A 19,791-nucleotide genomic window follows, 5' to 3' on the forward strand; every position below is an offset into this window, starting at 1 on the left:
AGAACGGCGGTGTGGAAGGACAGGACCGACCCTGGGGTTTCCGGACGCGCGCGGTGCACGCCGGCGCCGTGCCCGACGCCGCCACCGGGGCCCGCGCCGTGCCGATCTACCAGTCGACGAGCTTCGTCTTCGAGGACACCGCCGACGCCGCCAACCTCTTCGCGCTCCAGAAGTACGGCAACATCTACAGCCGGATCGCGAACCCGACGGTCGCGGCGTTCGAGGAGCGGCTCGCGAGCCTCGAGGGCGCGCTCGGGGCCGTCGCCACGGGCTCGGGGCAGGCTGCGGAGTTCCTGACGTTCGCGACGCTCGCGGGCGCCGGCGACCACATCGTGGCGTCCTCGGCGCTCTACGGCGGCACGGTCACCCAGCTCGACGTCACCCTGCGCCGCTTCGGGGTCGACACGACCTTCGTGCCCGGCGACGACCCCGCCGACTTCGCCGCCGCGATCACCGACCGCACGCGGTTCGTGTTCGCCGAGATCGTCGCCAACCCGTCGGGTGCCGTCACCGACGTCGCCGCGCTGGCCGAGGTCGCCCACGACCGCGGCCTGCCACTGATCATCGACGCGACGATGGCGACGCCCTATCTCTGCCGGCCGATGGAGCACGGCGCGGACATCGTGATCCACTCGGCGACCAAGTTCCTCGGCGGCCACGGCACCACCATCGGCGGCGTGATCCTCGAGTCGGGCCGGTTCGACTGGGGCAACGGCAACTTCCCGCAGATGACCGAGCCGATCCCGTCGTACGGCGGGCTGACGTGGTGGGGCAACTTCCAGGAGTACGGCTTCCTGACCAAGGTCCGCTCCGAGCAGCTGCGCGACATCGGGGCCACCCTCAGCGCACACTCCGCGTTCCTGCTCCTCCAGGGCATCGAGACGCTCCCCCAGCGCATGGAGTGCCACGTCGAGAACGCCCAGCGGGTCGCGGAATGGCTCGACGCCGACGAGCGCGTCGCGTGGGTCAGCTACGCCGGCCTGCCGAGCCACCCGCACCACGAGCGCGCCAAGCGCTACCTGCCGAAGGGCCCTGGCGCGGTGTTCAGCTTCGGGGTCCGCGGCGCGTCCGACGGCGAGGACAGCGAGGACGCCGCCCGCGCCGCCGGCCGCCGCTTCATCGAGGCCGTGCAGCTCTGCAGCCACCTCGCGAACATCGGCGACGCCCGCACGCTCGTGCTGCACCCGGCCTCGACCACCCACCAGCAGCTCACCGCCGAGCAGCTGCGCGAGGGCGGCGTGCGCCCCGACCTCATCCGCATCAGCGTCGGTATCGAGGACCCGGAGGACATCCTCTGGGACCTCGACCAGGCCCTCACGGAGGCGACCAAGTGAGCTGGACCCCGCCGTCGGCGCAGGAGCGCCAGGCGATCCTGCGCAAGACCCACAGCGTCGCCATGGTGGGCGCCTCGCCCAACCCGGCGCGCGCGTCGAACTTCGTCGCGACCTACCTGCTCTCCACCGACCTGGAGATGTACTTCGTCAACCCGAACGCGAGCGAGATCCTCGGGCACCCGGTGTACCCGTCGCTCGACGCGCTGCCGGTGGTCCCCGACCTCGTCGACGTCTTCCGCCGCCAGGAGGACCTGCCCGAGGTGCTGGACGCGACGATCGCGGTGGGGGCCTCGACGTTCTGGACGCAGTTCGGGCTCTACGGCGAGGCGCTCGCGGAGCGCGCGGAGGCGGCCGGACTCACCGTGGTGATGAACCGCTGCCTCAAGGTCGAGCACGCCCGCTTCCACGGGGGACTGCACCTGGCCGGGTTCGACACCGGCGTGATCACCTCCCGCCGGCGCTGACCGTCAGCCCCGCCGGCGCCGCACCTCGGACGCGAGCACCGCGGCCTGCACCCGGCGCTCCAGGCCGAGCTTGGCGAGCAGCCGGGTGATGTGGTTCTTGACGGTCTTCTCGGCGAGGAACAGCCGCTCGCCGATCTGCCGGTTGGTCAGGCCCTCGCCGATCAGCTCGAGCACGGCGTGCTCCTGCGGGGTCAGCTCGGCCGTCGGGTCCGGCGGCTCCGGCGGGGTGCGCAGCTTCGCCATGAGCACCGCGGCCGCGCGGTGGTCGAGCAGCGAGCGCCCGGACCCGACGTCGCGCACGGCGGTCGCGATGTCGCTGCCCCGCACGTCCTTGATCACGTAGCCGGACGCGCCGGCCAGCACCGCGTCGAGGATCGCCTGCTCGTCGGTGAACGACGTGAGCATGAGGCACGCCAGCTCCGGGCGGCGTGACCGCAGGTCCCGGCAGAGCTCCACCCCGTTGCCGTCGGGCAGGCGCACGTCGAGCACCGCGACGTCGGGCCGGACGGCCTCGATGCGCGCGACCGCCTCGGCGACGGTGCCCGCCTCCCCGACGACCTCGAGGTCGGGCTCGTCGGCGAGCAGGCCCGCCACACCCCGGCGGACCACCTCGTGGTCGTCGACGAGGAAGACACGGATCACGCTCCGAGCCTAGGCGCGGGCACCGACGATCGGGGACCGACGTCCCGGGACCTCGGGACCACCAGGACCTGACCGAAACCCCACGCCCGCCCCGACGCTGGACGCCGTCATCATCACCACGAGGCGAGCGAGGCGACGGTGTCGGCACTGGATGCGGCCCGATGGCAGTTCGGGATCACGACCGTCTACCACTTCCTGTTCGTGCCGCTCACGATCGGCCTGTCGCTGCTCGTGGCCGTGATGCAGACGGTCTGGCACCGCACGGGCTCCGAGCACTGGCTGCGGGCGACCAAGTTCTTCGGGAAGCTGTTCCTGATCAACTTCGCGATGGGCGTCGTCACCGGCCTCGTCCAGGAGTTCCAGTTCGGCATGAACTGGAGCGACTACAGCCGCTTCGTGGGCGACGTGTTCGGCGCGCCGCTGGCGATCGAGGGCCTCGTCGCGTTCTTCCTCGAGTCGACGTTCCTCGGCCTCTGGATCTTCGGGTGGGACCGGCTGCCGCGGCGCGTCCACCTCGCCTGCATCTGGCTCGCCGCGATCGGCACCGTGCTCTCGGCGTACTTCATCCTCGCCGCGAACTCCTTCATGCAGCACCCCGTGGGTTTCTGGATCAACCCGGCGTCGGGGCGCGCCGAGCTCACCGACATCGGCGCCGTGCTGACGCAGAACACGACGGTCGTGACCTTCGCCCACACGATCTCGGCGTGCCTGCTCACCGGCGGCGCCGCGGTGCTGGGGATCAGCGCCTGGTTCCTCGCGCGCCGCGCCGAGACGCCGATCTTCCGGCCCACCCTGAAGCTCGGCGCCTGGGCCGTCATCGTCGCGACCGTCGCCGTGATGATCAGCGGCGACACCCAGGCCAAGGTCATGACCCAGCAGCAGCCGATGAAGATCGCCGCGGCGGAGGCGCTGTACACGACGAGCTCGCCGGCGCCGTTCTCGCTGTTCACGATCGGCACGCTCGACGGCCAGCAGCCGATCTACAGCCTCGACGTGCCCGGCCTGCTCAGCTTCCTCGCGACGGGCTCCTTCGACGGCACCGTCCAGGGTGTCGACGAGCTCCAGGCGCAGGAGAGCGCGCAGTTCGGCCCCGGGAACTACCGGCCCTACATCCCGGTCACGTACTGGGCGTTCCGCTTCATGATCGGGTTCGGGATCCTCGCGTTCCTCGTCGCGGTGGCCGCCCTCTGGTACTCGCGCGGCGGGCGGACACGAAGCGGAGCGGAGCTGGACCATCAAGACCGGGTCCCGCAGCGCTGGTTCGCGCGCATCGCGCTGCTCTCGATGGCGTTCCCGCTGCTCGGGAACTCCTTCGGCTGGATCTTCACCGAGATGGGCCGCCAGCCCTGGGTGGTCTTCGGGCAGCTGAAGACGGAGGCCGGCGTCTCCCCGTCGGTCGGGCTCGGCTCCGTCCTGACCTCGCTGATCGTCTTCACGCTGCTCTACGGGGTCCTGGCGGTGATCGAGGGCTGGCTGCTGGTGCGCACGGTCAGGGCCGGCCCGGCCCCGGCGCCGCCACCGGAAGCCGTCGGTCCTCGGGGCTCCGACCCCGAGGACGCCGACCGCCCCTTCGCCGTGGCCTACTGAGGAGCAGGAGATGGCACTCACCGACGTCTGGTTCCTGCTCATCGCGATCCTGTGGACGGGCTACTTCGTCCTCGAGGGGTTCGACTTCGGCGTGGGCGCGCTGCTGCGCGTCCTGGGCCGCGACGACACCGACCGCCGCATCATGATCAACACGATCGGTCCGGTGTGGGACGGCAACGAGGTCTGGCTGATCGTCGCCGGCGGGGCGACGTTCGCCGCCTTCCCCGAGTGGTACGCGACGCTGTTCTCCGGGTTCTACCTCGCGCTGCTCCTGATCCTGGTCGCGCTCATCGGGCGCGGCGTCGCCTTCGAGTACCGCGGCAAGGTCGACACCCCGCAGTGGCGCGCGCGGTGGGACCGGGTGATCGTCGCCTGCTCGATCACCCCGGCCCTGCTGTGGGGCGTGGCGTTCGGCAACATCGTCGGCGGGGTCCCGCTCGACGCCGACCACGAGTTCGTCGGCAGCCTGCTCACGCTGCTGCACCCCTACGCCCTGCTCGGCGGGCTCACGACGCTGCTGCTGTTCCTGCTGCACGGCGCGGTGTTCCTGTCGCTGAAGACCGACGGCGACATCCGGACCCGCGCCCGCGCGCTCGCGGTGCGGCTCGGGTTCGGCGCCGTGCCGGTGGCGGCGGCGTTCCTGCTCTGGACCTGGTTCGACCACGGGGCGGACGTGGTCACCGCGGTGCTCGGGCCGGCGGCCGCGGCAGCGCTCGTCGGCGGCATCCTCGCCACCCGCGCGGGACGCGAGGGCTGGGGCTTCACGCTGACCGCGGGCACGATCGTCGCGGCCACCGCGTTCCTGTTCACCGCGCTCTACCCGGACGTCCTGCCCTCGACGATCGACCCGGCGTTCAGCCTGACGACCACCAACGCGTCGTCCACGCCCTACACGCTGACGATCATGACGTGGGTCGCCGCGGTCATGACGCCGATCGTGCTGCTCTACCAGGGCTGGACGTACTGGGTGTTCCGGCAGCGGATCTCCCGCGCGCACATCCCGTCGTCGCCCGCCCCGGCCGAGGAGCACGCGTGAGGCCCCTCGACCCCCGCCTGCTGCGTCACGTCGCGCCGGTGCGCCGGCACGTGGTGCTCTGCGCCGGGGTCGGGATCGCCACCGCGGGCCTGGTCGTCGTCCAGGCCGACCTCCTCGCCACGGCGGTGACGCGGGGGTTCCTCGAGGGCGCGAGTCTCACGGCCCTGACGGGGGTGCTCGCCGCGCTGCTCGCCGTCGTCGCCGGGCGCGCCCTGCTCGCCGGGGCCGGCGAGGTCGCGGGCGCGCGCGCCGCCGCGTCGGTGGTCGCCGGCCTGCGCGGGCGGCTCGTCGCCAAGGCCCTCGAGCTCGGCCCCGACGACCCGCGCCTGCCCGCCCCGAGCCGGCTCGCCACGCTCGCGACCCACGGCGTCGACGGCCTCGACGGCTACGTGCGCCGGTACCTGCCGACCCTGCTCGTGGCCGCGGTCGTCCCGCTCGCGGTCGGGGCGCGCATCCTCGGCGCCGACTGGCTCTCCGCTGTGATCATCGCCGCCACCGTGCCGCTGACCCCGCTGTTCATGGTCCTCATCGGGATGTACACGCAGCGGGACGTCGCGCGGCGCCGGCGCACCCTCGCCGTGCTCGGGCACCACTTCCTCGACCTCGTCGCCGGGCTCGACGTGCTCGTCGCCTTCGGTCGCGCGCGCCGACAGACCGGGCGGATGCGCGAGATCGCCGAACGCCACCGCACCGCCACCATGGCCACGCTGCGCGTCGCGTTCCTCTCCGCGCTGGCGCTCGAGCTGCTGGCGACGCTGTCGGTGGCGCTGGTCGCGGTGGCCGTCGGCCTGCGCCTGGTGCACGGCGACCTCGACCTGCACACCGCGCTGCTCGTGATCGTCCTGGCGCCCGAGGTGTACCTGCCGCTGCGCGCGGTCGGCGCGCGGTTCCACGACAGCCTCGACGGGCTCACCGCCGCGCAGGAGGCGTTCGCGGTCCTCGAGCTCGAGCCCCTCGCGGCGGGCGACCGCCGTCCCGCCCCCGACCCGCGCCGCGTCCCGCTGCGCGTCCGGGAGGCCGGGGTCGCCGGGCGCGGCGGCGATCCCGTCCTCTCCGGGTTCTCCCTCGACGTCGCGCCGGGCGAGGTGGTGGGCGTCGCCGGCCCGAGCGGCGCCGGCAAGACCACCCTGCTCGACCTGCTGCGCGGCGCCCGCCGGCCCGACGACGGGCGGGTGGAGGTCGGCGGCGTCGACCTCGCCACGATCGACCCGGCGTCCTGGCGCGACCGCGTGGCGTGGGTGCCGCAGCGCCCGGTGCTGCTCGCGGGCACGGTGGCGTCCAACCTGCTCCTCGGGTCGCCCGGCGCCGCCCGTGGCGACCTGCTGGCGGCCGCCCGGGCCGCGGCGCTCGACGTCCCGCTGGGGACGCCGGTCGGGGACGGCGGCGCGGGCCTGTCCACCGGGCAGCGCCGCCGGGTCGCGCTGGCCCGCGCGCTGCTCGCCGACCGCCCGCTGCTGCTGCTCGACGAGCCCACCGAGGGCGTCGACGCCGACACCGAGCGCGCGATCCTCGCCGCCCTGCCCGGCGTGCTGGCGGGGCGCAGCGCCGTCGTCGTGAGCCACCGCGCGGCGGTGCTGGAGCGCTGCGACCGGGTGGTGACGGTGCCGCACCGGCCTCGCGCCCGGGCGTCACCGACGGTGGAGACGGCACCGGCCCCGGCCACCCGCCGCGCGCCCGTCCCGGTCCCGTCCGCCGCGGACCTCGCGACGCCCGCCGACCCCGTCGGCACCGGGCGCTGGCTCGCCCGGCTGCTGCGCCCGCGCGCCGGGCACTGGGCCCTGGCGGTCCTGCTCGGCGCCGGGGCGGTGGCGTGCGGGGTCGCGCTGACCGGCACGTCGGCGTGGCTGATCTCCACCGCCGCGCTGCACCCGCCGGTGCTGACGCTGATGGTCGCGATCGTCGCGGTGCGCGCGTTCGGGCTGGCCCGCGGCGCCCTGCGCTACGCCGAGCAGCTCGTCGCCCACGACGCGGCGCTGCGCCTCGGCGCCGACCTTCGCGTGCGGCTCTGGACCGCGCTCGTGCGCCTCGGCCCCGCCGTCACGGCCCGCCGGCGGCGCGGGGACCTGCTCGCGCGCCTCGTCGGCGACGTCGACGCGGCCGAGGACGTCGTCGTGCGCGTGGCCCTGCCCGCGGCCCGGGCCGCGCTGGTGGGCGTGGCGGCGGTCGCGGCGCTGGCGCTGGTGCTGCCCGCCGCCGGGCTCGCGCTCGCGGCCGGGCTGCTCGTCGCCGGCGTGGCCGCGCCCGCCCTCGCGCTGTGGGCGGTCCGCCGGGCCGCCGCGCGCACCGCCGGACTGCGCGGCGAGGTGCTCGCGACCACCACCGAGACGCTCGAGGCGGCCGGGGAGATCGTCGCCTTCGGCGCGGCCGAGGACCGTCGCCGCGCGCTCGCCGTGATCGACGACCGGCTCACCGCCGTGGCCCGCCGCGCCGCGCTCTCCGCGGGGCTGGGCTCCGGGCTCGGGGTGCTCGCGCTGGGCGTCACCGCCGTGGTCACGACGGCGCTGGGGCTGGCCGCGCTCGGGTCCGGCGGGCTCGCGGGCACCGCGCTCGCGGTCCTCGCGCTCGTCCCGCTGGCGTGCGCCGACGTCGTCGCCGGGCTGCCCGAGGCGGCGACCCGGCTGGCCACCGCCGGCCCCGCGATGCGCCGGCTCGTCGAGCTGGAGACGGCGTCGGCTCCCGTGGCGGACCCATCCCGCCCGCTCGAGGTGGGCGCCGGCGACCACCTCGGCGCCGAGGACCTCGCCGTCCGCTGGCCGGACGCGGCGAGCGATGCCGTGCACGGCGTCGACCTCGACCTCGCGCCGGGCGAGGGGCTCGTCGTCGCGGGCCCGTCCGGGGCGGGCAAGAGCACGCTGCTGGCGGCGCTCGCCCGCACGCTGCCCGTGCGGACCGGGCGGGCGAGCGTCGACGGCGTCGACATCGCCCGCTGCGACGGCGACGACGTGCGCGCCCGGCAGGCGTGGTGCGGGCCCGCGAGCCACCTGTTCGACTCCACGCTGCGCGAGAACCTGCTGCTGGCGCGGCCCGAGGCCGGCGACGAGGACCTGGTGGCGGCCCTGCATCGGGCACGCCTCGGCGCGTGGTTCGCCGAGCTCCCCCAGGGGCTCGACACCCCGCTCGGCGAGCACGGCGGCGCGGTGTCCGGCGGCGAGCGCCAGCGCCTCGGCGTCGCCCGGGTGCTGCTCGCCGACCGCCCGGTGCTCGTGCTCGACGAACCCGCCGCCCACCTGGACCCGGCCACCGCCGAGGCGCTGTGCGCCGACCTCCTGGCCGCGGGTCGCGACCGCACGCTGCTCGTCGTCAGCCACCGGCCCGACGAGTTCCCCGGCCTGCCGGTGCTGCGGCTCGGCGGTCACGCGCGGGCGGGGGCGACGGTGTCATGACCTCGGTGCTGAGCCCGGAGGCCGTGCACGAGGTCCTCGTGGCCGGGTCGCGGGCGCCGTCGGGGCACAACACGCAGCCGTGGATCCTGCGCGCCGACGGGCCCGACGGGTTCGAGGTCCGCGGCGACCCGGCCCGCGCGCTGCCGGTCGCCGACCCCGAGCACCGGGCGCTGCGGCTCGCGTGCGGCGCGGCGCTGGCCGGGATGCGCCTGGCCGTGCGGGCCCGGGAGCGGCGCACGCACGTGCGCCTGCTGCCCGACCCCGACGACCCGTGGGCGTTCGCGCGCTTGCGCGTCGGCAGCCCGCTGCCGTGCGCCCCCGCCGAGCGGGCGCTCGCCGGCGCGATCGGGCACCGCCACACCCACCGGCGGGCGTTCGGCGAGGGCGAGGTCCGGCCCGCCCTGCGCGCCGAGCTGCGGCGCGCCGCGGAGGCCGAGCGCAGCTGGCTGTACTGGATCGAGACGTCCGGGGAGCGCGACGCGGTCGCCGCGCTCGTCGCCGAGGCGGCGCGGACCCAGGACGCCGACCCGGCCTGGCGCGCCGAGCAGCGGGCGTGGACGGGCCGGGGCCAGGACGCGCTCGACGGCGTCCCGGCGACCGTGTCCCGTCCCCCACGCGACGACCCGTGGCGCGTCCGCGACCTCACCGGCGGCGCCGGCGACCCGGACCGCCCCGACCGGCACGCCACGATCGGCGTGCTCGCCACCGCCCACGACCTGCCCCTGGCGCACCTGCAGGCCGGGCAGGCGCTGCAGCGGGTCCTGCTCACCGCGACCGTGCACGGGCTCGGGGCGTCGTTCGTCGCCCCGCCGGTGGAGGTCGCGCCGATCCGCGACCGGCTGCGGACCCTGCTCGGCGGCGCGCTGTGGCCCCAGGCGGTCCTGCGCCTGGGCCCGAAGGCCGGCGACGACCCGCCCTCCCCGCGCCGCCCCATGTGAGTGCTTTCCCGCCCTATAGGGCGGGAAAGCACTCACGTAGGGAGGGGGACGCGCCAGACGAGGCGGGTGCCGGGGGCGGGGTCGCGGGGGGCGACGGTGAGGTCGCCGCCGTGCGCGCGGGCGCGCCGCTCCAGGTTTAGCAGCCCGGACAGGGCCGCCGCCTCGGGCATCCCGCGCCCGTCGTCGCTGACGTCGACCACGAGCTCGTCGCCCACCGACACCGTCACCGTCACCCCGTCCGCGCCGGCGTGGCGCACGGCGTTGCTGACGCCCTCGCGCACGACGGCCTCGACGTGGTCGGCCAGCTCGTCGCCGACGACGTCCATCGGACCGGTCACGCGCACCACCGGGGTGATCGCGCCGTGGGCGGTGAGCTCGGTGACCGCGGCCCGGATGCGCCCGCCGAGCCCGGGGCGCCCGGCGGGGTCGGCGTGCAGGTCGAAGATGCTGGTGCGGATCTCGCGCACGACCCGGTCGAGCTGATCGACGGCGTCGGCGATCCGCTCGGCGACGTCGGTGCGGGCCGCGCGCCGCTGCGCGCTCTGCAGGCCCAGGCCCACCGCGAACAGGCGCTGGATGACGTGGTCGTGCAGGTCGGCGGCGATGCGGTCGCGGTCGGCGAGGACGTCGAGCTCGCGCTCGGCGCGCCGGCTCGCGGCCAGCGCGAGGGCCAGCGCGGCCTGGTCGGCGAACGCCGCGACGACGGGGAGCTGCTCGGCGTCGAACTCCGCGGCCCCCGGGCGCCGGCCCGCGATCAGCACCCCGGACACGTCGTCGCCCGCGCGCAGGGGAACGACCAGCGCGGGCCCGAGCGCGTCGACCCCGGGCGCCAGGGTCAGCGCCGTCTCCCGGCGCGGCGCGCGCGAGACGGCGACCGCGCCCAGCGGCGAGTCGGCCGTGGGCAGCGCGAGCCCCACGGGGAAGGCCTCCTCGCGCCCCACCGACGCGGTCACCGCCACGGCGTCGTCACCGGCCGGCTCCACGATCAGCGCGCACTCGGCGTCGGTCAGCTCGGCCGCGCGCTGGGCGACCAGGGCGAGCGCCTGGTCGGCGTCGGTGCCGCGCAGCAGCTCGGTGGTGATCTCCCCGGTGGCCTCGAGCCAGCGTTCGCGGCGCTGCGCCTCGTGCATCAGCGTCGCCGTGCGCCCGTAGAGCCGGGCGTTGTCGATGGCGACGCCGGCCGCCGTGGCCAGCGCGGACACCACGGCCTCGTCGTCGGAGGTGAACGCGCCGTCCCGCTTCTCGGTGAGGTAGAGGTTGCCGAACACCTCGCCGCGCACCCGGACCGGGACGCCGAGGAACGAGCCCATCGGCGGGTGGTGCGGCGGGAAGCCGACCGACGCCGGGTGCGCCGCGAGCTCCTCGAGGCGCAGCGGGCGGGGGTCCTCGATCAGCAGGCCGAGCAGGCCCTCCCCGTGCGGCAGCCGCCCGATCCGCTCGCGCAGCTCGTCGTCGACGCCGACGTGGACGAACCGCGCGAGCGAGCGCCGGTCGGCGGCGAGCACCCCGAGCGCTCCGTAGCGGGCGTCGACCAGGTCGAGCGCGGCCTCCACCACCCGGCGCAGCGTCGCGTCGAGGTCCAGGCCCGACGCGACCGCGAGCACCGCGTCGAGCAGGCCCTCGGTGCGGTCGCGCGTGCGCCCGAGCGCCTCCATCCGCGTGGAGACCTCGTCGAGCAGCTCGCGCAGCGCGAGCCGCGACGGGTCCGAGCGCGCGGCGGCCTCGGCCGCCGGGTCCCACGCGCCGCTCATGCCGCCATCGTGGCGCAGGGGTGCTCAGGAGGGCGCGGCCGGCGCCGCCTCGCGGACGACGAGCACGGGGCACGTCGCGTGGACGACGACCCCCAGCCCGACCGAGCCGATCAGCCGCGAGGCCAGCGCGCCGCGGCCGCGGTGGCCCACGACCAGCAGCTCGGCGTCGCGGGCGACCCGGCACAGCACGTCGGCGGGCGCGCCGGCCCCCACGACGAGCGTCACCTCGGGCACGGCCAGGCCCTCCGCCGACGCCGCGGCCACCGCGTCGTCGACGGTCTTCTGCAGCGCCTCGCGGACCTCGCGGTCGATCTCGGCGAGGTCGGGGGCGAGGGCGCCGAGCTCGACCGCCCAGAGGTCCGGTGGGGTCGTCGCGGTCACCGCGGTGACGCCGACGCCGATCCGGGCCGCCTCGCGCAGGGCGCGGTCGAGCGCCACCCGCGCGTGCTCCGAACCGTCCACTCCGACGACGACGGTGCCCGCCCCGACCGCGGCGTCGTTCACCAGGCTCATCACGCGTCCCTCTCCTCCGGCGGCACTCCCGGCCGCTCGGGTCCCAGCCTCCACGCGCGGGCGGTCGGGGAGCAGGGACCTGCAGGGCAGGCCGGTGGGGACGTGGGTCCCCGCGCGTCGAGGATTCAGCGTCCGGTCGGTGCGAACGACCACGCCGCGACGACGACGGCGCCGATCGTCAGGACCATCGCGCCGGGGATGTGCACCGAGAGCGGGCCGTGGCTGCCGACGTAGGCCTGCACGAACGTCAGCACGAACACCACCGCGGCGAGCACGGTCGGCCACAGCGCGGCGCCGGCCCGCCACAGCACCGCCGCGGCGACCACCGTCAGCCCGGCCACGACGTGCAGGACGATCGCCCCGGTCGCGTGCAGGCCCTCGGCGGCCTCGCCGCCGCGCTGCTCGACGAACCCGCCGGCGGTGAGGAACTGCCAGAGCAGCGCGAGGACGGTCAGCGTGGCGGTGACGCGCAGCGCGGTGAGCACGGCGGGCGCCGCGCCGGCCCGTCCGGTCGCGGTGTGGGACATGGGTCCTCCGTGGTGGTGGTGACCAGGGATCCGACCACGCCCGGGCCGATCGCGCTCACCACGCCGCGAGGCGCTCCGTCACGCCGTCCAGCCGGGTGAGGGCCTGGCCGAGGGCGCCCAGCTCCGCGCGGCCCTCGCGCAGCACCTGCAGCGCGACCTCGGGCGGCAGCCCCGGGAACGGGGTGTGCCGCGTGCCGATCGCCGTCCCCACGCCCTCGGCCGCGACGACCAGCGGGCGGCGGATCGCCTCGGCCGTGTCGCCCCCGCGCAGCGTCGGGGACACGGCGCCGACCAGGTCGGAGACCCCGGCTGCCTCGGCGATCGCGGCGAGCTCGCGCGAGATCGCCGCCGCGGCCTCGCGATCCATCTCGGGGGTCGCCGGCGCGTGGTGGCGCCCGCTGCCGTGCCGGACCTTCTCGGTCGCGCCCGCGGGCGGCGTCGGGGCGGTGAACCCGGCGGGGGTCAGCGGCGGGGTCGGGCCCGCCGGGGCGCGCCGGGCCTCCTCGCGCGGCCGCGGCGGGAGGCGGACGTGCTGGGTGGCGCTCACCGACCCCGGGATCGTCGACAGCGCGCCGAGCACGACGACGGCCTTGGGGTCGTCGCGCATGCCGGGCACGTGGCCGAGCAGGTCGGCGAGCAGCGCGCTGATCCGCGGGGTCCGGCTCGTGCTGCCGGTGAGGTAGACGTCGACGAGCCCGTCGGGTGTGGTGCCGGCCCGCGCGACGGTGTCCTGCAGCTCGCTGACGCTGCGCGCGAGGAGCGGCTCGACGGCCTTCTCGTACTCGCGGCGCGTCACGCGGATCTCGTCGTCGTACCCGGCGACCCAGAGGTTGACCGCGGGCAGGCGCGACAGCGCCTCCTTGGCCTGGGTGATGTCACGGCGCAGCAGCGTGCGGTGGCGCTCGGCGACCCGGCCCTCGGCCTCCCACAGGGCGTTCCACGTGTCGGGGTCGAGCGCCTCGGCGTGCTCGGCGAGGATCTCCATGAAGGCGGCGTCGAGGTCCTCGCCGCCGAGGGCGACGTCGCCGCCCGGCGAGCCGGCCAGCTCGAACCCGTCGCGGCGCCGGCGCAGGACGGCGGTGTCGAAGGTGCCGCCGCCGAAGTCGTAGACGCCGATCATGCCGCCGTCGGGCACGGCGTCGCCGGTACGCACGTAGTGGTGGGCGGCCGCGACCGGCTCGGCGACGAGGTCGGGCTCGCCCAGCCCGGCGCGCTCGGCGGCCTCGGTGAGCCGGCGCAGCTCGGTGCCCCCGGCCTGCCAGCGCGCGGGATGGGTCAGGACGACCCGCGACGGGCGCCGCCCCGAGAACCGCCGCGCGGCCTCGCCGGCGACGCGGCCCAGCACCGCGGCGACGAGGTCGACCGTGGCCACCGTGCTCGTGCCCAGCAGCACCTGCTCGGAGGCCACGAGGGCGCGCTTCGGCACGCGCTCGGTGCGGTCGGGGGCCATCGCCGCCTCGTTGACCGCGTCGCGGCCGGTGAGGATCGTGCCGTCGTCGTCCACGCAGACCAGCGACGGCACGTACTTCGACCCGTCGATCTCCACGACCTCGGCGCGCCCGGCGGCGAGGGTGGCCGTCGTCGTGAACGAGGTCCCGAAGTCGATCGCGAGGTCGAAGCCGCTCACACCCAGCCGCCGTCCCCGTCGTGGCCGGCGTCGTGGACCCCGTGGTCGTCGACGGCGGGATCGTGCGGCTCGTGTCCGTCGGCCACGGGATCGGCCGAGGGGTCGTACGCCCAGTCGTCGACGGCCGGGTCGTCGGTCCCGTCGTCGGCGGCGGGGTCGGTGTCGTCGGCCGGGTCGGTGTCGCCGGTGACGACGGCGAGCATGTGCTCCCAGACGCTGTCGGGCAGCGCGCCGTCGTCGACGGCCAGCGCCGAGGTCAGCAGGCCCTGGTCGTCGGGCGAGAGCACGGTGTCCGGGTCGGTGTCGGGGTAGCGGGACATGTCCAGCCAGTTGTTCGAGCCCGGTCCCCCGGCCTCCTGGGGCGCGGTCACGACGACTCCTCTCGGTGCGTGGACAGGCGGGCGGCCAGCTTCTCGGCGGCCTCCCGCAGCTCGTTGCGCTTCTTCAGCCGGGCGTCGACCTCGACCTTGCGGCGCTGCAGCGAGGACTTCTCGGCGGCCAGGTTCTTCTCGTGCTCGGCGAGGCTCGCGGTCAGGCGGTCCTTCTCGGCGGCGAGCGCGGTGGTGATCTGCCGGCCGAGCACCTCGCGGGCGCCGGCGACGGCCTGGGCGACCACCGGCGGGATCTCGTTGGTCAGGCGGGTGGCCACCTCCCCGAGGTAGCGGCGGGCGTCCTCGCGGCTGCGGGCGCCCCGCTCCTTGCTCCAGCGCCGCCAGGAGAAGAACCCGACGGCGCCGATGCCGGCCAGGATGCCGATCGGCGGGGCGACCACCAGGGCCACGAGGTGCCCGAGCCCCATGCCGAGGCCCGCGGCCATGATCCCCTGCTCGGCGAAGCTCGTGCTGCCCTGACCGCGCGCGGCCTCGGGGAGCTGCGCGAGGCGCTCCGGCGCGTCCGGCACGACGCCGGTGAGGTCCACCTCGACGCCCTCCAGGTCGACGATCAGGGCCTCGCCGAGCGCGGTGAGCTCGCGGCGCAGCAGGGTGTCGAGCTCGATCCACAGCGCCTGCGCGCGGGGCGGCAGGTCGGTGGCGACGGCGTCGAAGACCTTGCTGGACCCGGTGGCGATCTGGTCGCCGACCTCCTTGCGCAGGTCCTCGAGGCGGCGCGCGAGCTCGGTGCGCATGCGCTGCTCGAGGCGGGCCGAGCGCTCGCCGAGCGTCTGGCGCCAGGTGGCGTTCTGGCCCTGCAGCGCGGTGAGCGCGTCCTTCTCGCGCTTCACCGAGGCGGCGAACTCGGGGCTCAGCGACAGCGACAGCGCGCGGCGCACCTGGAGCGCCGACAGCCGCTTGGCCAGCGCGGACGACTGGTGGAGCAGGTTGCCCAGGCGCAGCCCGTCGGCGTCCTCGGCCAGGCCGGCGAGGTGGTCGGACAGCGGCACGATCCCGCTCGCGGCGCGCTCCTCCGCGGCCTCCTCGGGCTCGCCGTCGGCCTCCGCCGCGATCGCGTCCGCTGCCGCCCGGCTCGACACCCCGAACCACGGGGCGTCGGCGTAGCGCGGGGCGTGCGCCGCGATGAGCTCGACGTTGCGTGCCCGCACCTCCTCCCACGCGGGGAACAGGTCGATCTTGGTGAGCGCGAAGGCCACGGTGGTGATCCGCTCGGTGGCCCGCTCGAGGAACGCGAGCTCGGAGGCGGTGATCTCGCTCGACCCGTCGAGGACGAACACGAGCGCGTCGGCGCGGTCGAGCGTCGCGAGCGTCAGCGCGGCGTGCCCGGCCACCAGCCCGCCGACGCCGGGGGTGTCGATCAGCTCGAGCCCGCCGGCCAGCAGCGGTGCCGGCACGCGGACCTGGACCTGGCTGACGTCCTCGTGCTCCGGGGCGCGGGCGCCGGGGTCGAGCGCGGCGTACTCGGCCAGCGCGTCGAGCGGCACCTCGCGCCCGGCGCTCCCGCCGCCCTCGACGACGGTGACGCCGTCCGGGCCGTAGGAGACGATCACGTGCACGCAGGTGGCGACGTCGGCGTCGACGGGCAGCAGGCCCGGACGCCCGATCAGCGCGTTGATCAGCGAGCTCTTGCCGCGCTTCTTCTCCCCGACGACGACCACGGCCGCCGTGCCCCGGGCGACACGGGCGACGTCGCCGTCGAGCGCCTCGGCCGCGTCGGTCTCGTCGTCCTCCACCGCGGCCGCGCGCACCTGTGCCACCAGCGCGAGGGCCTCGTCGGCCAGCGGGTGGGGACGGCGCTCGCGCGTCGCCGGGGCGTCGGTGATCATCGGTCCTCTCCGCTCTCGGTCCGCACGGCGTACACCACGACCTCGGGGCGGCGCAGGACGCGCCCGTGGTCGAGGTAGCCGGTGCGTTCGGTGCTCGCGACCGTGCGATCGCGGGCGGGGTCGGTGGTCGGCTCGCGGTCGACGGCGTCGTGGTGGGCGCCGTCGAACGGCAGGCCGTCCGGCTCGACCGCGACCACCCCGACGTCGGCGAGGCCGCGGTGCAGCCGGGCCCGGAGCCCGGGTCCTGCGGTGCGCAGCCGGTCGGCGAGGTCGATGCACAGCTCGACCAGCGCCGCACGCTCGGTGATCGGGGCGGTCATCGAGGTCAGAAGCCGGCGGGGTCGTGGGCGGTGGTGTCGGCCTGCCCGTCGCGGTTCGTGTCGACGGCCGCGGTGTCGTAGTCACCGTCGCCGTCGGTGTCGAGGACCATCGTGTCGTAGTAGCCGTCGGCGTCGGTGTCGACGATGCCGGTCTCGAACGAGCCGTTGTGGTCGGTGTCGGCGATCGAGGTGTCGAGCGCGCCGTCGCCGTCGGTGTCGGTGGTGACCAGGTCGACGTTGCCGGCGTCGTCGGTCTCGTAGGTGCCGATCATCGTCCCGGACGCGTCGTACACGCCGCCGTCCGCGCTGAAGTACATGTCACCGGCGGTGTCGGTCGTGCCGCTCATCTCGCGCTCCCCGGACCCGGGCCCGCCGCCGTCGGCGGGCCGTTCGGGTCTGTGACGACGCGGGCGCCCCCGGATGTTCCGCGGTCCCGGGAATTTCTTTCAGGCGAGGGCGGCGCGGGCGGCCGCGGCGAGCGTGCCGACGGTCGCGGTGCGCTCGGCGGGCGTCTTCGCCAGGGCGCCGGCGATCACCGCGTCGAACCCCGCCGGCACGCCGGGGCGGGCCTCGGACGGCTTCGGGACCGGGCTCTCGAGATGCCCGCGCATCCGCTCGGGCAGGCTGCGCCCCGGGTAGGGCCGTGCCCCGGTGAGGCAGGTGTAGAGCACGCAGCCCAGCGCGTAGACGTCCTCGCGGTGGTCGGTCGCGCCGCCGCGGAAGCGCTCCGGGGCGGTGTGGTCGAGCGAGAGGCCGTTGCGGGAGACGAGCCCGAAGTCGCCGACGCGCACCTCGGTGGCGGCGGGGTCGGCGAAGAGCAGGTTGCCCGGCTTGACGTTGCGGTGGGCGAGCCCGCGGGCGTGCGCGGCGGCCAGGGCGCGCGCCGCCTGCTCGACCACGGCCACCGCGCGCGACGGCTCGAGGACCTCGTCGCGGTGCAGCACCGTGCGCAGGTCCGGGCCGGCGAGCAGGGGCGTCGCGACGAAGAGCCGCCCGCCGCTCTCGCCGAAGTCGAGCACGGGCAGGACGTGGGGCTCGCGCAGCGTCCGGGCGACGCCGCACGAGCGGTCGAAGCGGGCGCGGTACTCGCGGTCGGCGGTGTCGGGGGGCAGCAGTTTGAGGGCGACGACGCGGTCGTGGGCGGTGTCGTGGGCGCGCACGATCTCGCCGGAGCGCCCGCGGTGGACGACGTCCTGCACCACGTACGGCCCGAGGACGGCCCGCGGCGGACCGGCACGGGGCGGGACCCCCACCGCGGCCTCCTCTCCCGATGGTCGAGCTCTGCTCCGCGTCGTCTCCTGCCGCGCGGCGGTCATCAGCTCGGTGTCCGAGCCTGCCAGCTCGGCGCCGTCGGCGCTGCCGTGCCGAACAGGATGTGCTCGCAGAGTTCGCGGGCCGTGCGGACGTGGCGCTGCAGCACCCGCGACGGGCGCGCCTCCAGGCGGCGCCACTGCGGGATCTGCGCGGTGGCCGCGGCGGCGACCTCGTCCGGCCCGGCGTCCGCGGGCAGCCCGAGCCGGCGGGCGTCGTCGGCCCCGGTCGCGAGGTCGCGCAGGCGCGCGACGTCCTCGTCGCCGAGGCGCATCCGCCCGGCCTCGAGGTCGACGAGCGCGGCCGCGAGGTCGACCTGGCGCAGCGCGGGCTCGAGACGCAGCCGGTCGAGCTCGGACTGCAGGGTCAGCAGGGCGCGCCGGTCGACCTCGTCGGGGGCGTCCCAGAGGTGCTCGAGGGCGGCGATGCCGGCGCTCGCGCGCAGCCGGTCGGCGCCGGCGACGAACACCGTCTCGATCCGCTCCAGCACGGTCTCGATCCCCGAGCGCTCCGCGAACCCCTCGAGGAGGGCGGGCGTCGCGCGCCGGCCCTCGTCGAGCAGCTCGAGCCCGACGCGGACGCCGTGCAGCCCGAGCAGGTCGAGCAGGCGCTCGCGCTCGTCGTCGGCGAGCGGGCACTCCTCCCAGGCGCGGAAGCGCTGCACGGTGCGCAGCTTGCGCAGCACCCCGGCGCGGTCGGCCTCGGCGAGCGTGCGCAGGGCGCGGGCGTCGGTCTCGGAGAAGTCGGGGCCGCGCGCGGTCTCGGCGAGCAGCCCGGCGACCGGCACCACGTCGGAGAGCACGGCGCGCAGCTCGGAGGCGTAGCGGTCGGCGACGCGGCGGGCCGTCGGCCAGGGGTCGTCCTCGCCGGAGAGCGTGTCGACGCGCGACAGGACCCCGAGCATGTTCGCGGCGCCGAGGCGCAGGCCCCCGGCCCACCCGCGGACCGCCTCGATGGCCTCGACGTCGCGCTCGCCGGGGTGCGGCATGAGGTAGACGACGGCGTCGGCGTCGCCCAGCGCCGCGAGCGAGTCCGGGTCGAGCTTCGAGAGCGAGTCCATGCCCGGGGTGTCGATCAGCGTGTGCCGGGTGAGCGCGTCGTTGGGCGTCTCGACGGTGAGGTGGGAGATCTCCTCGCCGTCCCGGCTCACCGTCGCGCCGACCCCGCCGCCCGGGTCCAGCGGCACGAGCCGGTCGGTGCCGTCGCGGTGGTGCACGCGGATGCGCGCCTGGTGGCCGTGGCGGAACCAGGTGACGAGCCGCGTGGTCTCGGTGGCGCCGGTGGCGGCGAGCCGCTCCTGGAGCAGGGCGTTGGCCAGCGTCGACTTGCCGGCGTTCATGCGCCCGCCGACGGCCACGCGGATGCGGGGCTCGGACAGCCGGGTCACCAGCGCGTCGAGCCGCTCGCGCAGCTCCGGGGTGCGCAGACGGTCGCGCGTGTCCGCGCAGAGGGTGACGAGCCGGGTGGTGACGGGCCCGACGGGGCTACCCGTGCCGGCGTCCTGCACGTGGGGCGACGGAGGAGCACCACGGGCCGACGCTCGGCGCGGTGAATCACCGCTCATACGTTCTGGGCGACGTCGTCGCGCAGCAGCTCGACCAGGGCCTGGCGACCCCGGGAGAGCTGGGACTTGACGGTCTGGACGGGGATGTCGCGCAGCTCGGCGATCTCGGTGTACGACAGGTCGCACAGCTCGCGCAGGACCACGACCGCCCGGTACTGCGGGGGCAGCTGGGCCAGGGCGCGGTCGACGTCCATGCGGGCGATCACACCACCGTCGGCGGCGCGCGCGGGCGTCGGCTCGGGGACCGTCTCGGCGGGCTCGGGGGCGCGCTTGCGGCGGCGGACCTCGTCGATCGCGGCGTTGGTGGCCACGCGGTAGAGCCAGGTGCCGACCGCGGAGCGGCCGTCGAACTCCCCGAGCCGCTTCCAGGCGATGATCATCGTCTCCTGGAGCGCCTCCTGGGCGTCCTGGTCGTTCGTCGTGACGCGCCGGCACACCGCGTAGAGGCGGGGGCGGTGGCGGGTCATCAGCTCGGCGAACGCGACCTGGTCGCCGCCGGCGGCGAGCACCGCGAGCTCCGTGTCGGGTCGGTCGTCCGCCGCCACGATCCCCTCCTCCCACGTCCGCCCGCCGGTG

The 19,791-nt window shown here is 76.1% G+C and carries 18 protein-coding genes; 6 read left to right on the forward strand and 12 right to left on the reverse strand.

Annotated elements, in window-relative coordinates:
* Positions 1–11: 11 nt before the first annotated feature.
* Positions 12–1,334 (forward strand): O-acetylhomoserine aminocarboxypropyltransferase/cysteine synthase family protein, encoded by a 1,323-nt coding sequence (locus WCD58_RS18395; protein ID WP_337704501.1) that lies wholly within the window; start codon positions 12–14, stop codon positions 1,332–1,334.
* Positions 1,331–1,798 carry a CoA-binding protein gene (locus WCD58_RS18400; protein WP_337704502.1) on the forward strand — a complete coding sequence of 156 codons (468 nt, stop codon included), beginning with the start codon at positions 1,331–1,333 and terminating at the stop codon, positions 1,796–1,798. The genes WCD58_RS18395 and WCD58_RS18400 overlap by 4 nt, the downstream gene beginning before the upstream one ends.
* 3 nt (positions 1,799–1,801) lie before the next feature.
* On the opposite strand, the gene WCD58_RS18405 is transcribed toward WCD58_RS18400, so the two are convergent.
* The gene (locus tag WCD58_RS18405) at positions 1,802–2,440 is read right to left on the reverse strand and encodes a response regulator (RefSeq protein ID WP_337704503.1); all 639 of its coding nucleotides are present in this window, start codon (positions 2,438–2,440) and stop codon (positions 1,802–1,804) included.
* A gap of 138 nt (positions 2,441–2,578) precedes the next feature.
* Between WCD58_RS18405 and WCD58_RS18410 the strand changes: the two genes are divergently transcribed.
* From WCD58_RS18410 to WCD58_RS18425, 4 genes are read left to right on the forward strand one after another with little or no spacing between them, the layout of a single operon-like run.
* Positions 2,579–4,027 (forward strand): cytochrome ubiquinol oxidase subunit I, encoded by a 1,449-nt coding sequence (locus WCD58_RS18410; protein WP_337704504.1) that lies wholly within the window; start codon positions 2,579–2,581, stop codon positions 4,025–4,027.
* 10 nt (positions 4,028–4,037) lie between these two features.
* Complete coding sequence (gene cydB / locus WCD58_RS18415) at positions 4,038–5,063, forward strand: cytochrome d ubiquinol oxidase subunit II (RefSeq protein WP_337704505.1); 1,026 nt, start codon at positions 4,038–4,040, stop codon at positions 5,061–5,063.
* A complete protein-coding gene (cydD, locus tag WCD58_RS18420) occupies positions 5,060–8,446 on the forward strand; it encodes a thiol reductant ABC exporter subunit CydD (RefSeq protein WP_337704506.1) in 3,387 nt (1,128 codons plus the stop codon). The genes cydB and cydD overlap by 4 nt, the downstream gene beginning before the upstream one ends.
* Entirely contained in the window at positions 8,443–9,384 is a 942-nt protein-coding gene (locus tag WCD58_RS18425) for an Acg family FMN-binding oxidoreductase (protein ID WP_337704507.1), read from the forward strand. The genes cydD and WCD58_RS18425 overlap by 4 nt, the downstream gene beginning before the upstream one ends.
* A 32-nt stretch (positions 9,385–9,416) precedes the next feature.
* Here WCD58_RS18425 and WCD58_RS18430 read toward each other — a convergent pair whose 3' ends face one another.
* From WCD58_RS18430 to WCD58_RS18480, 11 genes are all read right to left on the reverse strand, one after another.
* Positions 9,417–11,135 (reverse strand): GAF domain-containing sensor histidine kinase, encoded by a 1,719-nt coding sequence (locus WCD58_RS18430; protein WP_337704508.1) that lies wholly within the window; start codon positions 11,133–11,135, stop codon positions 9,417–9,419.
* 24 nt (positions 11,136–11,159) lie between these two features.
* Entirely contained in the window at positions 11,160–11,648 is a 489-nt protein-coding gene (locus tag WCD58_RS18435) for a universal stress protein (protein ID WP_337704509.1), read from the reverse strand.
* Between the two features lie 125 nt (positions 11,649–11,773).
* On the reverse strand, positions 11,774–12,175 hold the full coding sequence (locus WCD58_RS18440) for a hypothetical protein (protein WP_337704510.1): 402 nt from the start codon (positions 12,173–12,175) through the stop codon (positions 11,774–11,776).
* Between the two features lie 55 nt (positions 12,176–12,230).
* A complete protein-coding gene (locus WCD58_RS18445; protein WP_337704511.1) occupies positions 12,231–13,802 on the reverse strand; it encodes an Hsp70 family protein in 1,572 nt (523 codons plus the stop codon).
* The gene (locus tag WCD58_RS18450) at positions 13,799–14,173 is read right to left on the reverse strand and encodes a hypothetical protein (protein WP_337704512.1); all 375 of its coding nucleotides are present in this window, start codon (positions 14,171–14,173) and stop codon (positions 13,799–13,801) included. Before WCD58_RS18450 ends, WCD58_RS18445 begins: the two co-directional genes overlap by 4 nt.
* Entirely contained in the window at positions 14,170–16,020 is a 1,851-nt protein-coding gene (locus WCD58_RS18455; RefSeq protein WP_337704513.1) for a dynamin family protein, read from the reverse strand. The genes WCD58_RS18450 and WCD58_RS18455 overlap by 4 nt, the downstream gene beginning before the upstream one ends.
* The gene (grpE, locus tag WCD58_RS18460) at positions 16,017–16,340 is read right to left on the reverse strand and encodes a nucleotide exchange factor GrpE (protein ID WP_337704514.1); all 324 of its coding nucleotides are present in this window, start codon (positions 16,338–16,340) and stop codon (positions 16,017–16,019) included. The genes WCD58_RS18455 and grpE overlap by 4 nt, the downstream gene beginning before the upstream one ends.
* Before the next feature lie 5 nt (positions 16,341–16,345).
* A complete protein-coding gene (locus tag WCD58_RS18465; RefSeq protein WP_337704515.1) occupies positions 16,346–16,687 on the reverse strand; it encodes a hypothetical protein in 342 nt (113 codons plus the stop codon).
* A gap of 99 nt (positions 16,688–16,786) precedes the next feature.
* A complete protein-coding gene (locus WCD58_RS18470; protein ID WP_337704516.1) occupies positions 16,787–17,593 on the reverse strand; it encodes a serine/threonine-protein kinase in 807 nt (268 codons plus the stop codon).
* Between the two features lie 62 nt (positions 17,594–17,655).
* Positions 17,656–19,158 (reverse strand): dynamin family protein, encoded by a 1,503-nt coding sequence (locus WCD58_RS18475; protein ID WP_337704517.1) that lies wholly within the window; start codon positions 19,156–19,158, stop codon positions 17,656–17,658.
* A 53-nt stretch (positions 19,159–19,211) separates the two neighbouring features.
* Positions 19,212–19,760: an RNA polymerase sigma factor gene (locus WCD58_RS18480; protein WP_337704518.1), complete on the reverse strand. Its 549-nt coding sequence runs from the start codon at positions 19,758–19,760 to the stop codon at positions 19,212–19,214.
* Between the last annotated feature and the right edge of the window lie 31 nt (positions 19,761–19,791).

Source organism: Actinomycetospora flava (assembly GCF_037400335.1).
Classification (GTDB): Bacteria; Actinomycetota; Actinomycetes; order Mycobacteriales; family Pseudonocardiaceae; genus Actinomycetospora; species Actinomycetospora flava.

Coding starts and splice junctions, on each gene's coding strand:
- WCD58_RS18465 (WP_337704515.1), bottom strand. CDS start 16,687: ATGAGCGGCACGACCGACACCGCCGGTGACATGTACTTCAGCGCGGAC.
- WCD58_RS18455 (WP_337704513.1), bottom strand. CDS start 16,020: ATGATCACCGACGCCCCGGCGACGCGCGAGCGCCGTCCCCACCCGCTG.
- WCD58_RS18425 (WP_337704507.1), top strand. CDS start 8,443: ATGACCTCGGTGCTGAGCCCGGAGGCCGTGCACGAGGTCCTCGTGGCC.
- WCD58_RS18440 (WP_337704510.1), bottom strand. CDS start 12,175: ATGTCCCACACCGCGACCGGACGGGCCGGCGCGGCGCCCGCCGTGCTC.
- WCD58_RS18430 (WP_337704508.1), bottom strand. CDS start 11,135: ATGAGCGGCGCGTGGGACCCGGCGGCCGAGGCCGCCGCGCGCTCGGAC.
- cydB (WP_337704505.1), top strand. CDS start 4,038: ATGGCACTCACCGACGTCTGGTTCCTGCTCATCGCGATCCTGTGGACG.
- grpE (WP_337704514.1), bottom strand. CDS start 16,340: ATGACCGCCCCGATCACCGAGCGTGCGGCGCTGGTCGAGCTGTGCATC.
- WCD58_RS18435 (WP_337704509.1), bottom strand. CDS start 11,648: ATGAGCCTGGTGAACGACGCCGCGGTCGGGGCGGGCACCGTCGTCGTC.